At 67.5% G+C, this 18,514-nt stretch carries 18 protein-coding genes; 11 read left to right on the top strand and 7 right to left on the bottom strand.

Annotated elements, in window-relative coordinates; translation table 11 throughout:
• Positions 1-3: 3 nt before the first annotated feature.
• Both cutA and ABB30_RS03115 read right to left on the bottom strand, forming a co-directional pair.
• Positions 4-336 carry a divalent-cation tolerance protein CutA gene (gene cutA, locus ABB30_RS03120; protein WP_057636850.1) on the bottom strand — a complete coding sequence of 111 codons (333 nt, stop codon included), beginning with the start codon at positions 334-336 and terminating at the stop codon, positions 4-6.
• 71 nt (positions 337-407) lie between these two features.
• Complete coding sequence (locus tag ABB30_RS03115) at positions 408-2,168, bottom strand: endonuclease (protein ID WP_057636882.1); 1,761 nt, start codon at positions 2,166-2,168, stop codon at positions 408-410.
• Between the two features lie 292 nt (positions 2,169-2,460).
• On the opposite strand from ABB30_RS03115, the gene ABB30_RS03110 reads away from it, so the two are divergent.
• The gene (locus ABB30_RS03110; RefSeq protein ID WP_057636849.1) at positions 2,461-2,748 is read left to right on the top strand and encodes a co-chaperone GroES; all 288 of its coding nucleotides are present in this window, start codon (positions 2,461-2,463) and stop codon (positions 2,746-2,748) included.
• A gap of 57 nt (positions 2,749-2,805) precedes the next feature.
• Positions 2,806-4,458, top strand: a complete 1,653-nt coding sequence (gene groL, locus ABB30_RS03105) for a chaperonin GroEL (RefSeq protein ID WP_057636881.1) — start codon at positions 2,806-2,808, stop codon at positions 4,456-4,458.
• Positions 4,459-4,577: 119 nt separating this feature from the next.
• Here groL and ABB30_RS03100 read toward each other — a convergent pair whose 3' ends face one another.
• The 4 genes from ABB30_RS03100 to gspD form a co-directional block, all read right to left on the bottom strand.
• The gene (locus tag ABB30_RS03100) at positions 4,578-5,036 is read right to left on the bottom strand and encodes a hypothetical protein (RefSeq protein ID WP_057636848.1); all 459 of its coding nucleotides are present in this window, start codon (positions 5,034-5,036) and stop codon (positions 4,578-4,580) included.
• Positions 5,037-5,056: 20 nt separating this feature from the next.
• On the bottom strand, positions 5,057-5,590 hold the full coding sequence (locus ABB30_RS03095; protein WP_152980525.1) for a hypothetical protein: 534 nt from the start codon (positions 5,588-5,590) through the stop codon (positions 5,057-5,059).
• Positions 5,591-5,634: 44 nt separating this feature from the next.
• Complete coding sequence (locus ABB30_RS03090) at positions 5,635-8,550, bottom strand: M66 family metalloprotease (protein ID WP_083489650.1); 2,916 nt, start codon at positions 8,548-8,550, stop codon at positions 5,635-5,637.
• A gap of 102 nt (positions 8,551-8,652) precedes the next feature.
• Positions 8,653-10,539: a type II secretion system secretin GspD gene (gspD, locus tag ABB30_RS03080; RefSeq protein ID WP_057636844.1), complete on the bottom strand. Its 1,887-nt coding sequence runs from the start codon at positions 10,537-10,539 to the stop codon at positions 8,653-8,655.
• Between the two features lie 334 nt (positions 10,540-10,873).
• On the opposite strand from gspD, the gene gspE reads away from it, so the two are divergent.
• Genes gspE through gspM form a run of 9 tightly spaced genes read left to right on the top strand, consistent with a single transcriptional unit; the run spans position 10,874 to position 17,984 of the window.
• Entirely contained in the window at positions 10,874-12,376 is a 1,503-nt protein-coding gene (gspE, locus tag ABB30_RS03075; protein ID WP_057636843.1) for a type II secretion system ATPase GspE, read from the top strand.
• Positions 12,373-13,566 carry a type II secretion system inner membrane protein GspF gene (gspF, locus tag ABB30_RS03070; RefSeq protein ID WP_057636842.1) on the top strand — a complete coding sequence of 398 codons (1,194 nt, stop codon included), beginning with the start codon at positions 12,373-12,375 and terminating at the stop codon, positions 13,564-13,566. The genes gspE and gspF overlap by 4 nt, the downstream gene beginning before the upstream one ends.
• Positions 13,567-13,580: 14 nt before the next feature.
• The gene (gene gspG / locus ABB30_RS03065) at positions 13,581-14,006 is read left to right on the top strand and encodes a type II secretion system major pseudopilin GspG (protein ID WP_245626403.1); all 426 of its coding nucleotides are present in this window, start codon (positions 13,581-13,583) and stop codon (positions 14,004-14,006) included.
• A gap of 2 nt (positions 14,007-14,008) precedes the next feature.
• Positions 14,009-14,503 carry a prepilin-type N-terminal cleavage/methylation domain-containing protein gene (locus tag ABB30_RS03060; RefSeq protein ID WP_057636840.1) on the top strand — a complete coding sequence of 165 codons (495 nt, stop codon included), beginning with the start codon at positions 14,009-14,011 and terminating at the stop codon, positions 14,501-14,503.
• Positions 14,500-14,874, top strand: coding sequence for a type II secretion system minor pseudopilin GspI (gene gspI / locus ABB30_RS15610; protein WP_161808819.1), 375 nt, complete (start codon positions 14,500-14,502; stop codon positions 14,872-14,874). The genes ABB30_RS03060 and gspI overlap by 4 nt, the downstream gene beginning before the upstream one ends.
• Complete coding sequence (gspJ, locus tag ABB30_RS03050; protein WP_057636838.1) at positions 14,871-15,476, top strand: type II secretion system minor pseudopilin GspJ; 606 nt, start codon at positions 14,871-14,873, stop codon at positions 15,474-15,476. The genes gspI and gspJ overlap by 4 nt, the downstream gene beginning before the upstream one ends.
• The gene (gene gspK, locus ABB30_RS03045; protein WP_057636837.1) at positions 15,473-16,381 is read left to right on the top strand and encodes a type II secretion system minor pseudopilin GspK; all 909 of its coding nucleotides are present in this window, start codon (positions 15,473-15,475) and stop codon (positions 16,379-16,381) included. The genes gspJ and gspK overlap by 4 nt, the downstream gene beginning before the upstream one ends.
• Positions 16,378-17,511, top strand: coding sequence for a type II secretion system protein GspL (gspL, locus tag ABB30_RS03040; RefSeq protein ID WP_083489648.1), 1,134 nt, complete (start codon positions 16,378-16,380; stop codon positions 17,509-17,511). The genes gspK and gspL overlap by 4 nt, the downstream gene beginning before the upstream one ends.
• Before the next feature lie 8 nt (positions 17,512-17,519).
• Positions 17,520-17,984 (top strand): type II secretion system protein GspM, encoded by a 465-nt coding sequence (gene gspM / locus ABB30_RS03035; protein WP_057636835.1) that lies wholly within the window; start codon positions 17,520-17,522, stop codon positions 17,982-17,984.
• A 26-nt stretch (positions 17,985-18,010) separates the two neighbouring features.
• On the opposite strand, the gene trxC is transcribed toward gspM, so the two are convergent.
• Complete coding sequence (trxC, locus tag ABB30_RS03030) at positions 18,011-18,463, bottom strand: thioredoxin TrxC (protein WP_057636834.1); 453 nt, start codon at positions 18,461-18,463, stop codon at positions 18,011-18,013.
• Positions 18,464-18,514 lie beyond the last annotated feature (51 nt).

Below are 18,514 nucleotides of genomic sequence, written 5' to 3'. Positions count from 1 at the left end.
CGGTCAGCAATCCTCGGCGGAGTTGTGTGCCACCCAGGCCAGATAGGCCGGCAGCCCGTCACTGACCGGCAGGGCCAGGATCTCCGGGACATCGTAGGGGTGGTGGGTCTGGATATGGTCCATGGCCTGGGCGCGGCGGGCGTTGCTGGTCTTGATGATCAGCTGGATCTCGCTTTCGCGCTGGATCTGTCCCTGCCAGCGGTAGGTGGAGATCATCCCGGGCAGCTGGCTGACGCAGGCCGCCAGGCGCGCGCTGACCAGCCCATCGGCCAGCGCTTGCGCAGTGGCGGCATCCGGGCAGGTGGTGAGCAGCAGGCAGACGGTGGAATCGGACATGGCGCGGGCCAGTATAGGGGCCCGCGCCGTGCGCTGCCGGGCGGCCGCGCAGGCCGCCCGGACGGGGGACATCAGTTGGCCAGCTGGCAGGTGGCCGGCTTGGCCGAGTTGAACAGGGCGGCGGTGGCCCACTGCGGGTTGTCGATGAACGGGTTGCGGTTGCCCTGGAAGCTCTGCACCACGTCATTGCGCGCGCGCTCGGCCGCATCCGGCGGGTCGAGCTGGTGCCAGGCCAGCAGGGTGGAGAGCAGACCCATGTAGGCCGGCGAGGACGAGGTGATGACGATCTTGGAACGGTCGTCGGTCAGTTCCAGGTCCGGCTCGGTCTGCTGGGTCACCGGGTGCTTGCCGCCTTCATAGCGGATGGCCATGTAGAGCACCGCACGGGCGATGTCGCCCTTGCGCCCGTCCCACACCTCGAAGCTGCCGCCATTGCCGTCCGGGCCGATGAACCAGTTGCGGTCACCGCGTGCGCTGGTGCCGCCGTCGCCGTTGTTGGCCTCGGTGGCCAGCGCGGTGCAGCCGCTGGTGCAGTTGGCCAGCGGCTTGTTGCCGCGGCTGGAATTGAAGTTGGTGTCGGACAGGTAAAGCATGTGCGCGTCGGTGTGCGGGGCGTTGGGCAGGCCCTTGTCACCGGTGGTGGAGGAGAAGCCCAGCGACTTGGGCCAGGTGTGCTCGCGGTTGTAGGTCAGCCCCGAGCCGGTACCGGCGCGCGCGGACACCTTGCTGTAGGCGCGGTTGCGGTAGATGTCCAGGATCTGGCCCGGATTGGCCGGGTTCTCGTCGGCAATCTCCAGGATGGTCCAGGTGTTGGTGGTGCCACCGCTGTAGGGGTAGGAGGTGTGCCCCTTGATGGTGTGGTGGATCGAGCAGCGCAGCTGCGAGGCGCTGGAGGTGTTGACCCGCGACCAGTAGCCGCTGCCCGGCACGCCCGGGGTGCTGCCGGCGGCCACGGTGAAGTTGACCGTGGTGTTGGCTGCCGGGGTCAGGCCGTCGCTGTCGGTGAGCTTGCTGGCCACCACGCCGAGCTGGCAGCTGGCACCGGGGGCGAGCACGCTGGCCGGGGTCAGGGCGAAGCTGGTGCCGCTGGCCGGGTGGCTCAGGGCAATGTTGGTGGTGCCGCAGCGCAGGGTGAAGGCACCGCTGGCGGCGGTGACGGCCTCGGAGAAGTTGACCAGCAGGTCGGCGGCCATCGGCACGCCGGTGGCGCCGTTGACCGGGGTGGTGTTGCTCACGCTCGGACGCGGCCCGGTGCCGGTGCTGGTGCCGCTGAAGGTCTGGGCGTTGTTGCAGCTGCCGAAGGTGGCGGTGGCGCTGCTGCGCCAGCTGAAGTCGCCGTAGCTGCTGCCCGTGCCGGCCAGCTGCAGCGAGGTGCCGGCCGCAGTGGAATTGGTTTCCGACACCGGGATGGCGGTGCTGGTCATGCCGGCGGCCGGGCCGTTGCTGGCGGTCAGGCTGCCCTCGTAGCTGAGGAACTGCACCACCTGGCCGTTGCCGTCGACCAGGGCGATGCCGTCATTGCCACCGTTCTGGATCAAGTTGTTGGAGCGCAGGCTGGCCATGGACACCGTGCCGCCACAACTGGCAGCGCTGCCGGCCGGCAACTGGCGGGTGGAATAGGTGGTGCCGGCGCTGGCGGTGGCGCCGTTGTAGAGCACGATGGAATAGGTGGCCAGGTTCTCGCCGGCAGTGGCGACGACCTCGATGCCTTCGTCGATGTCGTTGTTGCTGTTGTCGTAATGCAGTTCATTGATGAACACCGAGGCCATCGCAGGCGCGGTCAGTGTTGCGGTGAGCAGGGCAAGGGCCAGTGGCCGCAGGCGGAAGCGCATCGTCATGGGGATACCCGAATATGAATGAACCGGTAATTCCGGCACGCGAGGGTAGGCCGGGCTTGATGACGGTTGTACGGGCAGATGCGCGAACTGTGACCGCTGGCCGCTTGCCAGGGTGATGGCGCAGGCACAAAAAAGTTTGCATGTGGCCCTTGAAAGCGCGCCAGCGGGCTCCATCTTCCTTGGCATCCCGGGTTGCCGGGCTTTATCCCGCGCTTGCCGCCGCCCCCGCAAACGGTTGGGGCAAGTGCCAAAATTTTTGACCAGTCAAATACTTAAGAGGTCTTTCATGAGCATCAAGCCGCTTCACGACCGCGTTGTAGTCAAGCCGATCGAAGCAGACGAAATCTCCGCTGGCGGCATCTTGATTCCGGATTCGGCCAAGGAAAAGTCCACCAAGGGCGAAGTCGTGGCCGTGGGCCCGGGCAAGCCGCTGGACAACGGCAGCGTGCGCGCGCCGTCGCTTCAAGTGGGTGACAAGGTCATCTACGGCCAGTACGCCGGTTCGACCTACAAGGCCGAAGGCGTCGAGTACAAGGTCCTGCGCGAAGACGACATCCTCGCCGTCATCGGCTGAGTCGAGCGTTTCGCCGCTACTTCCTGATTTTTCCGAATTTTTTTGAGGTAAATGCACATGGCAGCCAAGGACATCCGTTTCGGTGAAGACGCCCGTACCAAGATGGTGCGTGGTGTGAACGTTCTCGCCAATGCCGTCAAGGCAACCCTGGGCCCGAAGGGCCGCAACGTCGTTCTGCAGAAGAGCTTCGGCGCTCCGACCATCACCAAGGACGGCGTCTCCGTCGCCAAGGAAATCGAACTGGCCGATGCCTTCGAGAACATGGGCGCGCAGATGGTCAAGGAAGTCGCTTCCAAGACCAACGACATCGCCGGTGACGGCACCACCACCGCCACCGTGCTGGCCCAGGCCCTGATCCGCGAAGGTGCCAAGGCGGTTGCCGCCGGCATGAACCCGATGGACCTCAAGCGCGGTATCGACAAGGCCGTGACCGCTGCCGTCGCCGAGCTGAAGTCCATCTCCAAGCCGACCTCCGACGAGAAGGCCATTGCCCAGGTCGGTACCATCTCGGCCAACTCGGACGCATCGATCGGCAACATCATTGCCGAAGCGATGAAGAAGGTCGGCCAGGAAGGCGTGATCACGGTTGAAGAAGGCTCGGGTCTGGAAAACGAGCTGGACGTTGTCGAAGGCATGCAGTTCGACCGCGGCTACCTGTCGCCGTACTTCGTCAACAACCAGCAGTCGCAGACCGCTGACCTGGATGACCCGTTCATCCTGCTGCACGACAAGAAGATCTCCAACGTCCGTGACCTGCTGCCGGTGCTGGAAGGCGTGGCCAAGGCTGGCAAGCCGCTGCTGATCATCGCTGAAGACATCGAGGGCGAAGCCCTGGCCACCCTGGTGGTCAACACCATCCGTGGCATCGTCAAGGTCGTGGCCGTCAAGGCCCCGGGCTTCGGCGACCGTCGCAAGGCGATGCTGGAAGACATGGCCATCCTGACCGGTGGCACCGTGATCTCCGAAGAAGTCGGCCTGTCGCTGGAAAAGGCCACCATCAAGGACCTGGGCCGCGCCAAGAAGGTGCAGGTTTCCAAGGACAACACCACCATCATCGACGGCGCCGGGGATGCCGCTGGCATCGAAGCCCGCGTCAAGCAAATCAAGGCCCAGATCGAAGAGACCTCTTCGGACTACGACCGCGAGAAGCTGCAGGAGCGCGTGGCCAAGCTGGCCGGTGGCGTTGCTGTGATCAAGGTCGGTGCCTCGACCGAAATCGAAATGAAGGAAAAGAAGGACCGCGTTGACGACGCCCTGCACGCTACCCGTGCAGCCGTTGAAGAAGGCGTGGTCCCGGGCGGCGGTGTGGCCCTGGTGCGTGCTGTTGCTGCCCTGTCCGGCCTGAAGGGTGACAACGAAGACCAGAATCACGGTATCCAGATCGCCCTGCGCGCCATGGAAGCCCCGCTGCGCGAAATCGTGGCCAACGCCGGCGACGAGCCGTCGGTCATCGTCAACAAGGTCAAGGAAGGCACCGGTGCCTACGGCTACAACGCCGCTTCCGGTGAGTTCGGCGACATGCTGGAGTTCGGCATCCTGGATCCGACCAAGGTGACCCGTTCGGCCCTGCAGAACGCCGCTTCGATTGCCGGCCTGATGATCACCACCGAAGCCATGGTTGCCGACGCTCCGAAGAAGGACGACGGCGCTGCCATGGGCGGTGCAGGTGGCATGGGCGGCATGGGCGGCATGGGCGGCATGGACTTCTAAGTCCGCCGTTGCCAGCCCCGCGCTGACTGCTGTAACGAAAAACCCCGCTCGTCGAGCGGGGTTTTTCTTTGTCTGCGTCTGCCGTGATGCGGCATGGAGTGGGTTGTCCGCCGCAGGCCTCAGGGCAGAGGGTCGTCTGCCGTGGCATTGTCCAGGCCTGGAGTGTCGAGCATGAGCATATGCAGGCTGTCGCCCTGGCGCAGGGTGACATGGTCGGCACGCACGCTTTCAACGACCAGGTCATCGTGGAGCATGTCACCGACCTGCAGGTTGAGGGTGCCGCTGCCCGGGACCAGGATCAGGGCGCGTGACTGGCTGGCCACATCGGCCACCAGGCTGGCCTGCAGCTGCAGGCCTTCGATGGACGTGCTGCCGGGCGGGGCGCTGGCTTGGCGTGGGGTGAACAGGTTGGCCAGGCTGCCCGGTGCGGCCGGCGCAGCCGGTGCCTGCAACTTGCCAATGGCCGGCAGGCGGAAGTCCTGGCGCAACTGCCAGGCCTGCCAGCCGATGCTGGCCAGGCTGCCGGCAACAATGGCCACGGCCAGCAGGCGTGGCAGCCAAGGCGGGAGACGGGTCATGGACGTGATCATCGACGTGGTCATGGACACAGGCCCAACGCCTGGATTTCCTGCTGTTGTGCGGCACTGAGCTGGCTCATGGCGCTGGAATGGCATTGTTGGCGGACGTCGTCCAGATTGCCGGCCTGCAGTGCCGGTCCTCCGGAGCGGATACCCACGGTGTGGCTGGCCGGGCGCAGGTCATGGCCGGTCGCAGTGGCCTGCCGCTTGACCGGCATGGCTGAAGGTCGACGTTCATCGCTCGCAGCCGGGCGCAGTGGCAGGTAGTACTCGCGGCTGCCGTGGGAGAGCACGACGCGGTCGGTGAGGATACGCAGCAATTGCAGCCCATTGCCCAGGTCACTGCCGGCCCGGCGCAGGCTGGTCTGTCCATTCTGGCCGAACACGGCCATGCCCTGATCGGGCCGGGCCGCGGCAAAAGTAGCCTGCAGACGCAGGCCGGCCGGTGCCAATCCGGCCGGCAGCAGGGCCGGGGTGCTCCCCGCTTGAGCGTCGGCGGCGGTAATCGCGGTGATCAGCAACAGGACAGGCAGGGAATGTAAGAGGGTGGTCATGGTCGGTGTGGCCCGGAGCCTGTACGGCTCCGGGCCGGCAGGGATCAATCCAGATCCAGTTGCATCAGGGTGGTCAGGTTGCGGTTGTTGAGCAAGGTCAGCAGCAGGTTCTCATTGGCCTGCAGCCCGGTCCAGCGCTGATTGGTACCGCCGCTGCAGTTGTAGGTGATGATCGCCTGGCGATTGTTGGTCAAAAAACCACCGCTCATGTCCAGACAGCGGCCCGCGCGTTTGATCGCCGGCAGCGCGGACAGGTCAAACTCCTGGCCGGCGTTGCCACGATCACACAGGCTCATCTGCACCCCGGCCGAATTGCCACCGCTGCCGGTCAGGCAGTAAGTCGGATAGGCGGCACTGCGGATGCTGCCGCGACCATCGGCCAGCCATTGTTCGTTCTGGCCACCGGTGCAGGCCGAGGTGCCGGACACATACGGCGACGGCTTGCCATTGACCAGCTCCACCTTCAGGCAGTGCCCGGCCGGCAGGCGCAGCAGCTGTGCCGGCGGCAGCAACGGGGTCTGGTTCATGCCCAGGGTGCTGAGCAGGCTCTTCAGTGCCTCCACCGCGGCGTTGTTGTCGGTGGCTTCCAGGTCACTGCGGTAACGGGTCATCCAACGGTTCAGGCGCAGCGCATTGCTTTCCTGGGTGTTGTAACGCTGCAGGACCTGGCGCGCGGTGCTGCTCAGGCCCGAGGGATCATCGCCCCAGCTGGCATGCAGCAGTTTGGCATTGGCACTGAGCTCGATCAGCTTGCTGTCGGCCTTGGCGGTGAGCGCGGCCTCCAGCTGCGGCAGCTCGACCCGGCGCAGGGCGGCATAGCCGGCTTCACGGCCGACCACCACCGGTGCCGGCATGGCCGCCAGATTCTGCGGGAAGCTCACCGTATCGAGCACCGTGGCCTGGGCGCCCGGTTCGCGGCAGCTCAGGCTGGCCTGGGTCGGCTTGTCGGCCTGGGCCAGGTTGATGTGCAGTTTGTTGACCGAGCCGCTCTGCATGCGGTTGCCGGCCAGTTCGATCTGGCGGCTGCTGCCATTGGCAAACTGCACCTGCACCCAGCACTGGCGTGCGCTGGCGTTGGCTGCCGGTGTCGGCAGGTCATACACATTGCCCCAGTTGCCGCGCATCGGCGGATACAGCACGGCCGTGCCCGCATTGGGGTCATAACCGCCGATCAGGGTGAACACCGGAACGCCGAACAGACGCGGACGCTGGTAGTGGTTGGTGGGCAGGTTCATGTGGATGACGTTGCTGGTGCCGGTGGCCGGGCCGGCCTCTTCCATGCGCCGGGTGGTGGCATTCCAGCGTGACCAGCCGGTGGCCGAGTCCGGGTCCGGCACCACCCGGTCCAGTGATGGCTGGATGCGGACCTTGGTGCTGTAACCGGTGTAATGGGTGTAGTTGGACAGCGAGGTGGCGTAGTGGCCGCCGCTCATCGCATCGGTGCCGAAGCTGTACAGGTCCTCGAACACCGGCATGCCGCCCATGCCGTCATTCTTGCCGCGGTTCCAGTGCAGGTTGGCGCGCATGCGCTTGCGGTAGGCGATGTAGCCCCAGCCGCTGTCATGGTGGTGGCCGGACCAGAAATAGTTGTTGCCGTTCTGGCCCGGATAATGGCCCAGACCATAGTGGTGGCCGATTTCGTGGCTGAATTCGTTGCCGCGCGAGCTGTACAGGGTGAGCATGCCGTTGCCACCGCTCAGGCCGTGGCTCTGGCGCCCGTTGGCATACATGCCGACGTTGTGGTGGGCCAGCACATGCTGGAACAGCTGCGGCTGGTTCTGCGACTTCATGCTCGAGGAGCTGAGGCCGAAGTTGGCCAGGTTGGTGCCCACACTGACCGAGGACTTGCCCACATCCTCGCGCATGTCACCGGAGTACACATCGCCGTTGGTGGCACTGGCGTGCAGGGCCGGATCGGGCGAGTTGATGTCATAGATCACGCCACTGCCAACCATGACCCGGTCCAGCTGCAGCGGCTCGTAGTAGCCCACGGTCAGCTGGGCGGCCGGAATGGTCTGGAAGTAATCGGCGGCGGCCTGCTCGGGCTGGGCCAGGAACCAGTGGTCATTGTTCTGGCCATTGGGGGTGGTGAGCATGCCGATGCGGATGCTCTGCACCACCAGCTCGGCCGGGGCGGCAAAGTCGATGTCCGCGGCGGCCAGGCTGCCACTGCGGCCCTGGTCATCACTGATGGCCAGGCTCAGACCGGGCACCACCCAATCCCACGGCAGGTGCACGCTGAAGGCACGGCGTGAGTAGTTGTAGTCCTGACGGGTGTTGCCGCCGGTGTTGTCCGAGCGGTACATCTGGTTGGGGTGCAGCAGGGCCAGGGTGCCCTTGGTCTGGCCGTTGACGCTGACCACCACGCGCATGCTGTCGATCGTGCCCAGCGACGGGTCCGGGGTAACCAGCAGCAGGGCCGCGCGTTCGGAGGTCAGGCGCGGCATGTTCTTTGCCTCGTTGCCCTTCGGATCCACCGTGTGGCTCTGCGCGAACTGGATCATGGCCGGCAGGTTGCCGGCCAGGTCGTTGCGCACGGTGCGGGTCTTGCCGCTGGCATCCACATCATAGAAACCACCCACATCCAGCTCGTCCCAGCGTGCCGAGGTCGGCTCGGGGAACGGGGGCGGAGCGGGTGCAGGAGCCGGAGCTGGAGCCGGAGCCGGAGCCGGTGCTGGAGCCGGAGCCGGAGCCGGAGCCGGAGCCGGTGCCGGAGCCGGAGCCGGAGCCGGAGCAGGAGCCGGAGCAGGAGCCGGAGCCGGAGCCGGAGCAGGAGCCGGAGCAGGAGCAGGAGCTGGAGCTGGAGCTGGAGCTGGAGCTGGAGCCGGTGTGGAGGGCTCCGGCAAGCTGGTGTCCGGCTCCTCGATCAGGGTCGGCAGGCGGTAGCTGGGGTCACAGCCGCTGAGCAGCAGGCTGGACAGGGCCAGGCCGAGCAGGTGACGGGTGGGTATCGGTTGCATGGTGGTATTCCCCCTGGAATGGTGTGCACAGGCCTGCCAGGCACCGCGTCGAGCGAGCGCGGTGCGGTGGCGGGCCCTGGGATGGCGCTGACTGGTGTGCGGTCAGTTCAGCGGAGTGGGGCGGAGGTCCGGAAACAGTTGCTGGCTGTGGGCCGGCAGTGGTGTCTGCCCGCGCCTGGGAGGCGGCGCCTGCTGACGCAGGTCCATGTACTTGTGTTCGCTGATGGCTCCGGCCTCGCTCATGTCGGTGATGACAGTGGGGCGCAGGAAGACCATCAGGTTGCGTTTGACCCGGTTCTTGCTGGTCGAGCTGAAAAGCCGGCCCAGGCCGGGGATGTCGCCCAGCAGGGGCACCTTGGAATGCTGGTCGCTGCTGTCATCCTGGATCAGGCCACCGAGCACGATCACCTGCCCGTCCATGGCCAGGATGGTGCTCTTGATCGAGCGCTTGTTGGTGATCACGTCGGCGACCTGGATGCCACTGGGCGAGGGCACCAGCGAGGAGATTTCCTGCTCGATTTCCAGGCGCAGGCTGCCACCATCGTTGATGTGCGGGGTGACCTTCAGGGTCACGCCGACGTCCTGGCGCTGGATCGTGGTGAACGGGTTGCTGGTGCCGTCGGCACTGGTGGTATACGAGCCGGTCTGGAACGGCACGTTCTGGCCGACCAGGATTTCGGCCGGCTGGTGGTCCAGGGTGAGCAGGGTCGGGGTGGAGAGCAGGTTGCTCTTGCTGCTGGACGACAGCGCGGTGACCAGGGCAGCAAAGTTGCTGTTGCCGATGCCCAGCAGGGCCCCGGAGGGCAGGCTGGCCGGCATCGCGCCGCTGGCCAGGGTGCCGATCAGGGTGCCGATCGACAGGCCGGTATCGTTGTAGTTGATGCCACCGACGCCGGCGCTGCCCGAGCCGCCGTCCATCGCCCATTGCACGCCGAGCGCATCTTCGATGTCACCGGAAATTTCCACGATGGCCGCCTCCACCAGCACCTGCGAACGCGGGATGTCCAGCTGGTTCACCACATCGCGCAGCACCCGCAGCATGTCCGGACGGGCGTGGATGACCACCGCATTGATGCTCTCATCGGCGCGCACCAGGCTGCTGGCCTTGCTTTCGCCCTGCTGCGGATCGGCGTTGATCGAGCCGGCAATGGCATCCACGGTCTGCGCAATCTGCTTGGCATCGCCGTGGCGCAGGCGCATCACCTGGGTGGTGGAGGACTGCGGCGCATCGGCATCCAGCGAGCGGGCCAGGGCGATCAGGCGTTCGCGTGCCTGCACCGGGCCGAATACCAGCAGGCGGTTCAGGCGTGGATCGGCCAGTACCCGGGTGCCACCGTTGGCGGCGCTGGCCCCGAGGGTGGCACTGAGCATGCGCTGCAGTGATTCGGCACTGGCATGGACTGCGTCGTAGGCGCTGTGCTCATGCAGCTGCGGCGCATCGAGCTGGCGCAGCAGGGCCTGGATGCGGGCGATGTTGCCGCGGCGATCGCTGATGATCAGCGAGTTTGAGGTGGGCACCGCGGCCAGGTGGGCATTGCCCGGCAACAGCGGGCGCAGCATCGGCAGCAGCTCGCTGGCCACGCCATGCTGTACCGGCAGGACCCGGGTTTCGATGGCGTCATTGCCCGTGCCCCGGTTGCCGGCCCAGCCATGGGCTTCGTCATTGGGCACGATGCGGGTCTGCTGGTCATCCTCGATCACCGCAAAACCGTTGACCGTCATCACCGACAGGAACAGGCGGCGCACTTCCGGCAGCGACATCGGCTCGCTGGCCATCACGCTGACCTGGCCGCTGACACGCGGATCGACCACCAGGGTGTCACCGGTGATGCTGGACACCGCACCGATGAAATCGCGGATGTCGGTGTCCTTCATGTTGATCGTCCATTGTCCGGCTGCTTCGGCCATGGCAGGGGCCGGCAGCAGCAGGCTCAGGGCCAGCAGGCAGCCGGCAAGACGAGGCGACCAACGGCGCAGCACGGCCTTCATCGTTGCGACCTGACACGGCCGGATGACGGGAAGGGGAGGCGTGGGGGATGGCACATGGATCGCTACAGCTCCTGTTGACGACACAGCAACAGGAAGCACGACCGACGTACTGTGGGCAAAGCCAGCAATGTCCCCTGTTGTGCAGTTGCCAGCGTCGCTGGTAACCGCGCTGGCACTTTAGCGTTGCTTCTCTTACGGGGCACCGAAAGTGATCTGGAAGTGTGACCCGAATCGCCAAATGGTCGATGGCAGCGCGCATTTTTGCGTAGTGCGTGGCATGTTTGCCCGCTGTTTTTGGGTGGCTGCACCAGTGCCGGCCACCACAGGGGGATGTATGACCAAACCATTTTCCGCCGGCGTTTTGCCGAGTCTGGCGGCAGCGCCGTGCCTGCCGATGGGCTTTGCGCGCGACCAGGGTGTGCTGCTTGGCGCCGATGGACTGGTATTGCATCACCGTGCCGACGCCAGCCTGGCTGCGCGTGCCGAGGCCAGGCGCATTGCCGGCCGAGAACTGCAATGGGATTGCGTGGCCGACGAGCAGTTCGAGCAGCTGTTGCAGCAGGCCTATCGCCAGGACAGCGCCAGTGCCATGGGCATGGTCGATGGCCTGGACCAGGAGCTGGACCTGGCCAGTCTGGTCGAAGGCCTGGAACAGGCCGAGGATCTGCTGGCGCAGCAGGATGACGCGCCGATCGTGCGCCTGCTCAACGCTCTGCTGGGCGAAGCGGTGGCCGAACAGGCCTCGGACATCCACATCGAAACCTATGAAAAGCGCCTGGTGGTGCGCTTTCGCGTGGACGGCATCCTGCGTGATGTGATCCAGCCCCGGCGCGAGCTGGCGGCCCTGCTGGTGTCGCGCATCAAGGTCATGGCGCGCCTGGACATCGCCGAAAAACGCCTGCCCCAGGATGGCCGCCTGGCCGTGCGCCTGGGCAACCGCGAGGTCGATGTGCGCGTGTCCACCCTGCCGGCGGCCAATGGCGAGCGGGTGGTGCTGCGCCTGCTGGACAAGCAGGCCGGGCGTTTCTCGCTGCCGGCACTGGGCATGGTGCTGGAAGACCAGCAACAGTGGCAGCAGATGCTGCAGCGGCCGCATGGCATCGTCCTGGTCACCGGGCCGACCGGTTCGGGCAAGTCGACCACGCTGTATGCCAGCCTGGGCCAGATCGACCACCGCACCCGCAACATCCTCACCGTCGAGGACCCGGTGGAATACCACCTGGACGGCATCGGCCAGACCCCGGTCAACCCGCGCATCGACATGACCTTTGCCCGCGGCCTGCGCGCGATCCTGCGCCAGGACCCGGACGTGGTGATGGTGGGCGAGATCCGTGACCGGGAAACCGCGCAGATCGCGGTGCAGGCCTCGCTGACCGGCCACCTGGTGCTGTCCACCCTGCATACCAACAGCGCGGTCGGTGCGATCACCCGTTTGCTGGACATGGGGGTGGAGCCCTACCTGCTGTCCTCCTCGTTGCTGGGGATGATGGCCCAGCGGCTGGTGCGCCGGCTATGCCCGCATTGCTGCCAGCCCAGCCCGGCCAGCGCGGCCGAATGCCGGCAGTTGCAGATCGATCCGCTGCAGCGCCCGCAGCTGATGCGCCCGCGCGGTTGCGCGCAGTGCCAGATGCAGGGCTATCGCGGCCGGGTTGGCCTGTACGAACTGGTCGTGTTTGACCCCTCGCTGGCGTCGATGGTCCAGGCCGGCGCCAGCGAAACCGAGCTCACCGCGCATGCGCGGCGGCAACGCGGCAGCCTGCTGGCCGACGGCCATGCCAAGGTCCTGGCCGGGGTCACCACGTTGGAGGAAGTGATGCGGGTGGTGGCCGAGGCATGAGCGCCTGGCGTTACCGCGCACTGGCCGCCGATGGCCGCAGTGCCAACGGGGTGATCCAGGCCGACAGTGCGCGCAGTGCGCGCCAGCAGCTGCGCGAGCGCGGGCTGTCGCCGTTGCAACTCGAAGCCGTCCAGGCCGATGCGCAGGGCCGGCGCTGGCAGCGTATTTCCAGTGCCGAGCTGTGCCTGCTCACGCGTGAGCTGGCAACCTTGATCCAGGCCGCGGTGCCGGTGGAGCAGGCCTTGCAGGTGGTGGCCCAGCAGAGCCGGCGCGAACGTGTGCGCAGCCTGCTGCTGGGCGTGCGCGAGGCGGTGCTGCAGGGCCAGGGCCTGGCCGCGGCCCTGGCGCGTTACCCCCATTCGTTTCCTGCCATGTACCGGCACACCGTGGCCGCTGGCGAACGCGGCCAGCTGGGGCGTGTGCTGGAACAGCTGGCCGATCATGTGGAGCAGGCCGAACAGGCGCGCCAGCGTCTGCAGGTGGCCATGGTCTACCCGGCCATCCTGGTGCTGGTGTCGCTGGCGGTGGTGGCATTTTTGCTCGGGCATGTGGTGCCCAGCGTGATCGGTGTATTCACCAGCAGTGGCCAGGCTCTGCCGCTGCCGACCCGGATCCTGCTCGGTGCCAGTGCCGCCCTGCAGGCCGGCTGGATCTGGCTGCTGCTGGCCGTGGCAGGCCTGGGCTATGCCCTGTACCGACTGCGCCGCCAGCCCCACTGGCGTTTGCGGATGGATGCGGCGCTGCTGCGCCTGCCCGTGCTCGGTGCGCTGCTGCGCCAGGGCGACAGCACCCGTTTCACCGCCACCCTGGCCATCCTGGAAAGCAGCGGTGTGCCCCTGGTCGATGCGCTGGCCATCGCCACCCGTGTGGTCGGCAACGCCTCGTTGCAGGCCGGCCTGACCAGGGCGGCCGAACGTGTGCGCCAGGGCAGTGGCCTGGCCGTGGCGCTGCAGGCGCATGCGCCGTTGCAGCCGATGCTGATGCACCTGATCGGTGCCGGCGAGAGCAGTGGCCGGCTGGGGCAGATGCTGCAGCGGGGTGCCCAGCAGCAACAGCAGGCATTGAACAGCCGCATCGGCCTGCTGGTCGGCCTGTTCGAGCCGTTGGTGCTGGTGGTCATGGGCAGCCTGGTGCTGTTGATCGTGCTGGCCGTGGTGCTGCCGATCATCCGCCTTAACCAGATGGTTTGATGAGGAACGCAACAATGATGCAGACGCGACAACAAACGGGCTTCACCCTGATCGAGGTGATGGTGGTGGTGGTGATCATCGGCATCCTCGGCGCGCTGGTGGTGCCGCAGGTGATGGGCCGCCCGGACCAGGCCAAGGTCACCGTGGCCCGTGGTGACCTCAAGGCCGTGGCCTCGGCGCTGGAAATGTACCGGCTGGACAACCATGTATATCCCGACACCCAGCAGGGGCTGGAGGCGCTGGTGACACGCCCGGCGCAGGGTGCACCGAACTGGAACCGGGAAGGCTATCTGCGCAGCCTGCCGTTGGATCCGTGGGGCCGGCCCTACCTGTACCTGTCCCCGGCGGCGGGAGCGCCGTACCAGCTGTACAGCCTGGGCGCCGATGGCCGCCAGGGCGGGGAGGGCACCGATGCGGATCTGGACAGCCGCCAGCCCTGACCATGCCGCGCGCCCGTGGATTTACCCTGCTCGAACTGCTGGTGGTGATTGCCGTGCTGGCCATCGCCCTGGCCGCAGTGGGCCTGGCCGGTGCCGGCCAGGCCCGCCAGGCGCAGGGGCAGGCCAGTGACCTGGCCCTGTTGATCCCGTTGCTCGGCGAGCAGACCCAGCGCCAGCGCCATTGGCACGGGCTGCGTATCCAGGCCGACAGCTACCAGGTCATGCAGCTGCGCGGACAGCCGCCACGCTGGCACGTCCTGCCCGGACATGAGCCGGTGCTGTTGCCCGATGGCTGGCAGTGGCAGCTGCACACGGCCACCGAGCTGGCCGCCGCAGTCCAGGCTGCCGATGGTGGCCCGGCACCGCAACTGGTGGTCGCCGCCGATGGCCAGACCACCCCGTTCCGCCTGCAGCTGCGTCCGCGCGATGGCGGGCAGGCGGGCTGGCTGCTGCACGGGGATGGTTTCAACCAGCCGCTGCTGGAGCCGGCGCCGTGAGCCGCCCTGCAGTGGCGGGCTTCACCTTGATCGAAGTGCTGGTGGCCCTGCTGGTGCTCACCAGTGTGGCGACCATGGTCTATGCCAGCGTGCAGCGCTACCAGCACAACGCGGTGCGCATGGAGCAGCAGCTGCTGGCCGGCTGGCTGGCCGACAACACCCTGAGCGAAATGCAGCTCGCCGGGCAGGTCCCGGTCAGTGATGGCCAGGCCCAGAGCGTGCACTACGGTGGCCTGCACTGGTGGTTGCGGTGCGAGGTCGGCCAGGCCGCCGATGCGGCCGCTGGCATCCATCCGGTCACCGTGCAGGTCGGCCTGGCCGGCAGCACCGAGCCGCTGCAAAGCCGCTCCGGCGTGGTGGTGGCGCCATGAAGCCACAGCAGGGGATGACCCTGATCGAGCTGCTGGTGGCGCTGGCGATGTTTGCCCTGCTGGCCCTGGCCGGCCAGCGCCTGCTCAGCACCGCAGTGGATGTGCGCCGCCAAGGCCAGGCCCATGCGCAGCAGCTGCAGCAGCTTGCCCGCGCCATGGCCCTGCTGGAGAGCGACCTGGAGCAGGCCATCGTGCGCCCGTTGCAGCTGGCCGATGGCAGCGCCGAGCCGGCCCTGCACAGCCTCGCCGATGGCAATGGCCTGCAGTTCACCCGGGCCGGCTGGGACAACCCCTTGCAGCAAGCGCGTTCGAACCTGCAGCGGGTGCGCTGGTGGGCCGATGCCGATGGCCTGCAGCGTGGGGTGTGGATGGTGCTGGACCGCGCCGAGCAGGACGTGCTGTATCCGCAGCGCATGCTCGATGGCGCCAGCCAGGTGCAGTGGCGCTATCTGGACGCACGCGGCAACTGGTTGCCGGCCTGGCCGGCGGGCAGCCAGGCGCCTTTGCCACGGGCGGTGGAAGTGCAGTTCAGCCACCCACGCCATGGCGTGCTGCGGCGGGTGTTGCGCCTGCCTGACGGCGGCACCGGGGTGCCGCGATGAGCCGGCAGCGGCAGGGCGGCATGGCCCTGGTGATGGTGCTGCTGATCCTGGCCGTGGCCGTGGCCGTGTGCATGGCCCTGATCAGCAGCCAGCAGCGGCAGATCCAGTCCCAGGTGCAGCAGCGCGAGCACCGCCAGGCCTGGCAATTGGCCCTGGAAGGCGAGGCGCGGGCGCTGCATGCCCTCGCGGCGCAGGCCATGCAGGCCACTTCCGGGCCGGCGGCTGCCGGCCTGTCCGGGCAGCTCGTGCAGGGGCCGATGCGCCTGGAAATCGCGGTCGATGACCTGTCGGCCCGGCTCAACCTCAATGCCTTGATCAGTGCTCCGGGCCAGGTCGATGCGGCCGGGTTGGCGCGCTTGCAGCGGCTGCTGCAAATGCTGGACCTGGCCCCGGAGCTGGCCTGGGTGATCGTGGCCCGGCTCGATCCCGCTGCGCTGCCGGCGCAAGGGCCCAGGCAGCCGCGTCTGCCCGCATCTGGCCCGCTGGCCGATGTGAGCGAGCTGCGTGCCTTGCCGGGGATCGATGCATCCGCCTATGCCCGCCTGCAGCCGTTTGTCAGCACCCTGCCGGCGGCGGTCGGGCTGAATGTGAACCAGGCGCCGGCCGTGGTGCTGGCCAGCCTGGCCGATGGCCTGGGCGCGTCCGGTGGCCAGCAGCTGTTGCAGGCGCGGCCGGCCAGGGGACACCGCAGTGTCGATGCGTTTGTGGCCCAGCCGCTGCTGGCGCGTTACCGCGTTGCTGCCGATGGCCTGCAGGTGGCCGGGCAGGCATTCGAGATACACAGCCGTGTGCGTTGGGCCGATGGCGCCCTGCAGCTGTCCAGCATCGTTGTCCATGATGCCGGGCGTTGGCGGGTAAGCAGCCGGCAGTTGCGGCCAGTGATGGCGATCGAGGAAATCCAATGAAACGAGAAACGTCACCGGTGGCCTTGTGGTTGCCCCCGGATATCCCGGCCCAGCTGCCCGATGAGCTGGTGGTGCAGTGTCTGGATGCAGGGGGCTGCCATACCCTGAGCCTGGCCGCCGCGCTGAGCCACCTGGGCAGCCGCCCCGCCGTGCTGGTGCTGGCTCAGGAGCAGGTGTCCTTCCATGCCCCGCGTCTGCCGCGTGCCCGTCGTGGCCTGCAGCAGCAGGCGCTGGCCTTTGCGGTGGAGCCGCATCTGGGGCAGGCGCTGGAGAGTGTGCATCTGGCTGCCGGCCAGCCCCTGGCCGATGGCCGCTGGTTGGTGGCGGCCATCGACCGCGCCCTGCTGGCCGGCTGGTGCAGCCAGCTGGCGGCTGCCGGGCTGGTGATCCGGGCCATCCATGTCGATGCCGATCTGCTGCCGGGGCAGGGTCTGCGCGGGATGCATCTGCCCGGGCGCTGCCTGCTGGCCGATGATCAGGGCCTGCGCATGGCCTTCGCCCCGGCACAGTGGCCACAGGTGCAGGCCGGGCTGGTGGAGCCGGTGCAGTGGCTGGGCAGCCCGGCCCGGGAGCCGGCCTTGGAGCCGGCCGACGATGCCTTGCCTCCGGCATTGACCGAGCCGTTGTTGCCCTTGCTGCTGGCCGGCGGCGCTGACCGGGTTGATCTGGCCCAGGGCCCATTTGCGCTGCGCAGCCCGGGGGGCGGCCTGCGCTGGCGTGCGCTGGGCTATGCACTGGCGGCGGCCATGCTGCTGCAGCTGGGCAGCGTGCTGGTGCAGGGCGCGCTGTACGGCAAGCAGGCACAGATGTACGAGCAGGCCAACCTGGCCCTGTTTGAAAGCGTGTTTGGTGAGCAGCGGGTGGTGGATCTGCGCCAGCAGTTCGACAGCCTGCGTGCCGCGCAGATGGCCAGCAGCGATGTGATTGCGCTGCTGCAACGCATTGATGGCCAGCTCAGCCTGCCCGTGCAGACGCTGCAATACCACAGCGCCCAGGGCCAGTTGTTGCTCACCCCGGAAGCGGGTTTTGACGGCAATGCGCAGGAAATCGCCGCGCAGCTGGAACAGGCCGGCCTGCGTGCCGGGGTATCGGCCAGTGGTTGGCCACTGCAGGTGGAGGCGGCGCAATGAGTCAGGCAATGGCATCGATCAAGGCGGCCTGGCAGGCGCGCCAGCCACGCGAGCAACGGGCCCTGCTGGTGCTGGGCCTGGCCTTGCTGGCGGCGGCCTTGTGGCAGTGGGTGTGGGCGCCGGCGCTGCAGTGGCGTGATCGCCAGCGTGCCGATTCCGATGCCGCACGCGCGCTGTACCAGCATCTGCGCGAGCATGCCCCGGCATTGGTGGCCGGGCGCGTGGCGGCCAGCCAGATGGGAGAGCGCACCCTGCCCGAGCTGGCCACCGCCCTGGCACTGCAGCAGGGCGTGCAATTGCAGGTGCCGCAGGCCGATGCCGCCGGGCAATGGCAGCTGCAGGCCAGCGCCGCCGAGGCGCCGTTGCTGCTGCACTGGCTGCAGCAGCTGCAACAGACGGGGGTACAGGTGAGCCAGCTGCAGTTGCAGGCCAGCCAGGACGGCTGGGAGCTCAGCGCGCAGGCCACGCGCTGACAGCCCCTGGCCAGGTCAGGCCTGGATCATTGCGGGGCCTGGTCCAGTGACTGCGCGGTCCACTGCACGATCGCGCTGAGCGGCATCGCCCCGGAGTGGCGGGCGATCTCGCGGCCATGCTGGAACAGCACCAGGGTGGGAATCGAGCGGATGGCATAGCGTTGGGCCAGCACCTGCGCCGCTTCGGTATCCACCTTGGCCAACCGCACCTGCGGCTCCATGCGCTGCGCGGCGGCTTCAAACTGCGGCGCCATCTGCCGGCACGGGCCGCACCAGCTGGCCCAGAAATCCACCAGCAAGGGCAGGTCGCTGTGCAGATGGTTGTCGAAGCTGGCCGCATCCAGTGCCACCGGCTTGCCGTTGAACACGGCCTGCTGGCAACGGCCGCAGCGCGGTTGCTGTTCCAGCCGGGTCAATGGCACGCGGTTGCGTGCATGGCAGTGGGCGCAGGCGATGAGCAGGGAATCAGGGGCAGTCATGCGGAAAAACCGGTCAGCAGAGGCGGCCACAGCATGCCAGCCGCAGCGGCG

Origin of the sequence: Stenotrophomonas ginsengisoli (genome assembly GCF_001431485.1) — a bacterium.
Taxonomy (GTDB): Bacteria; Pseudomonadota; Gammaproteobacteria; order Xanthomonadales; family Xanthomonadaceae; genus Stenotrophomonas; species Stenotrophomonas ginsengisoli.
This window is presented reverse-complemented; position numbering and strand designations above follow the sequence as displayed.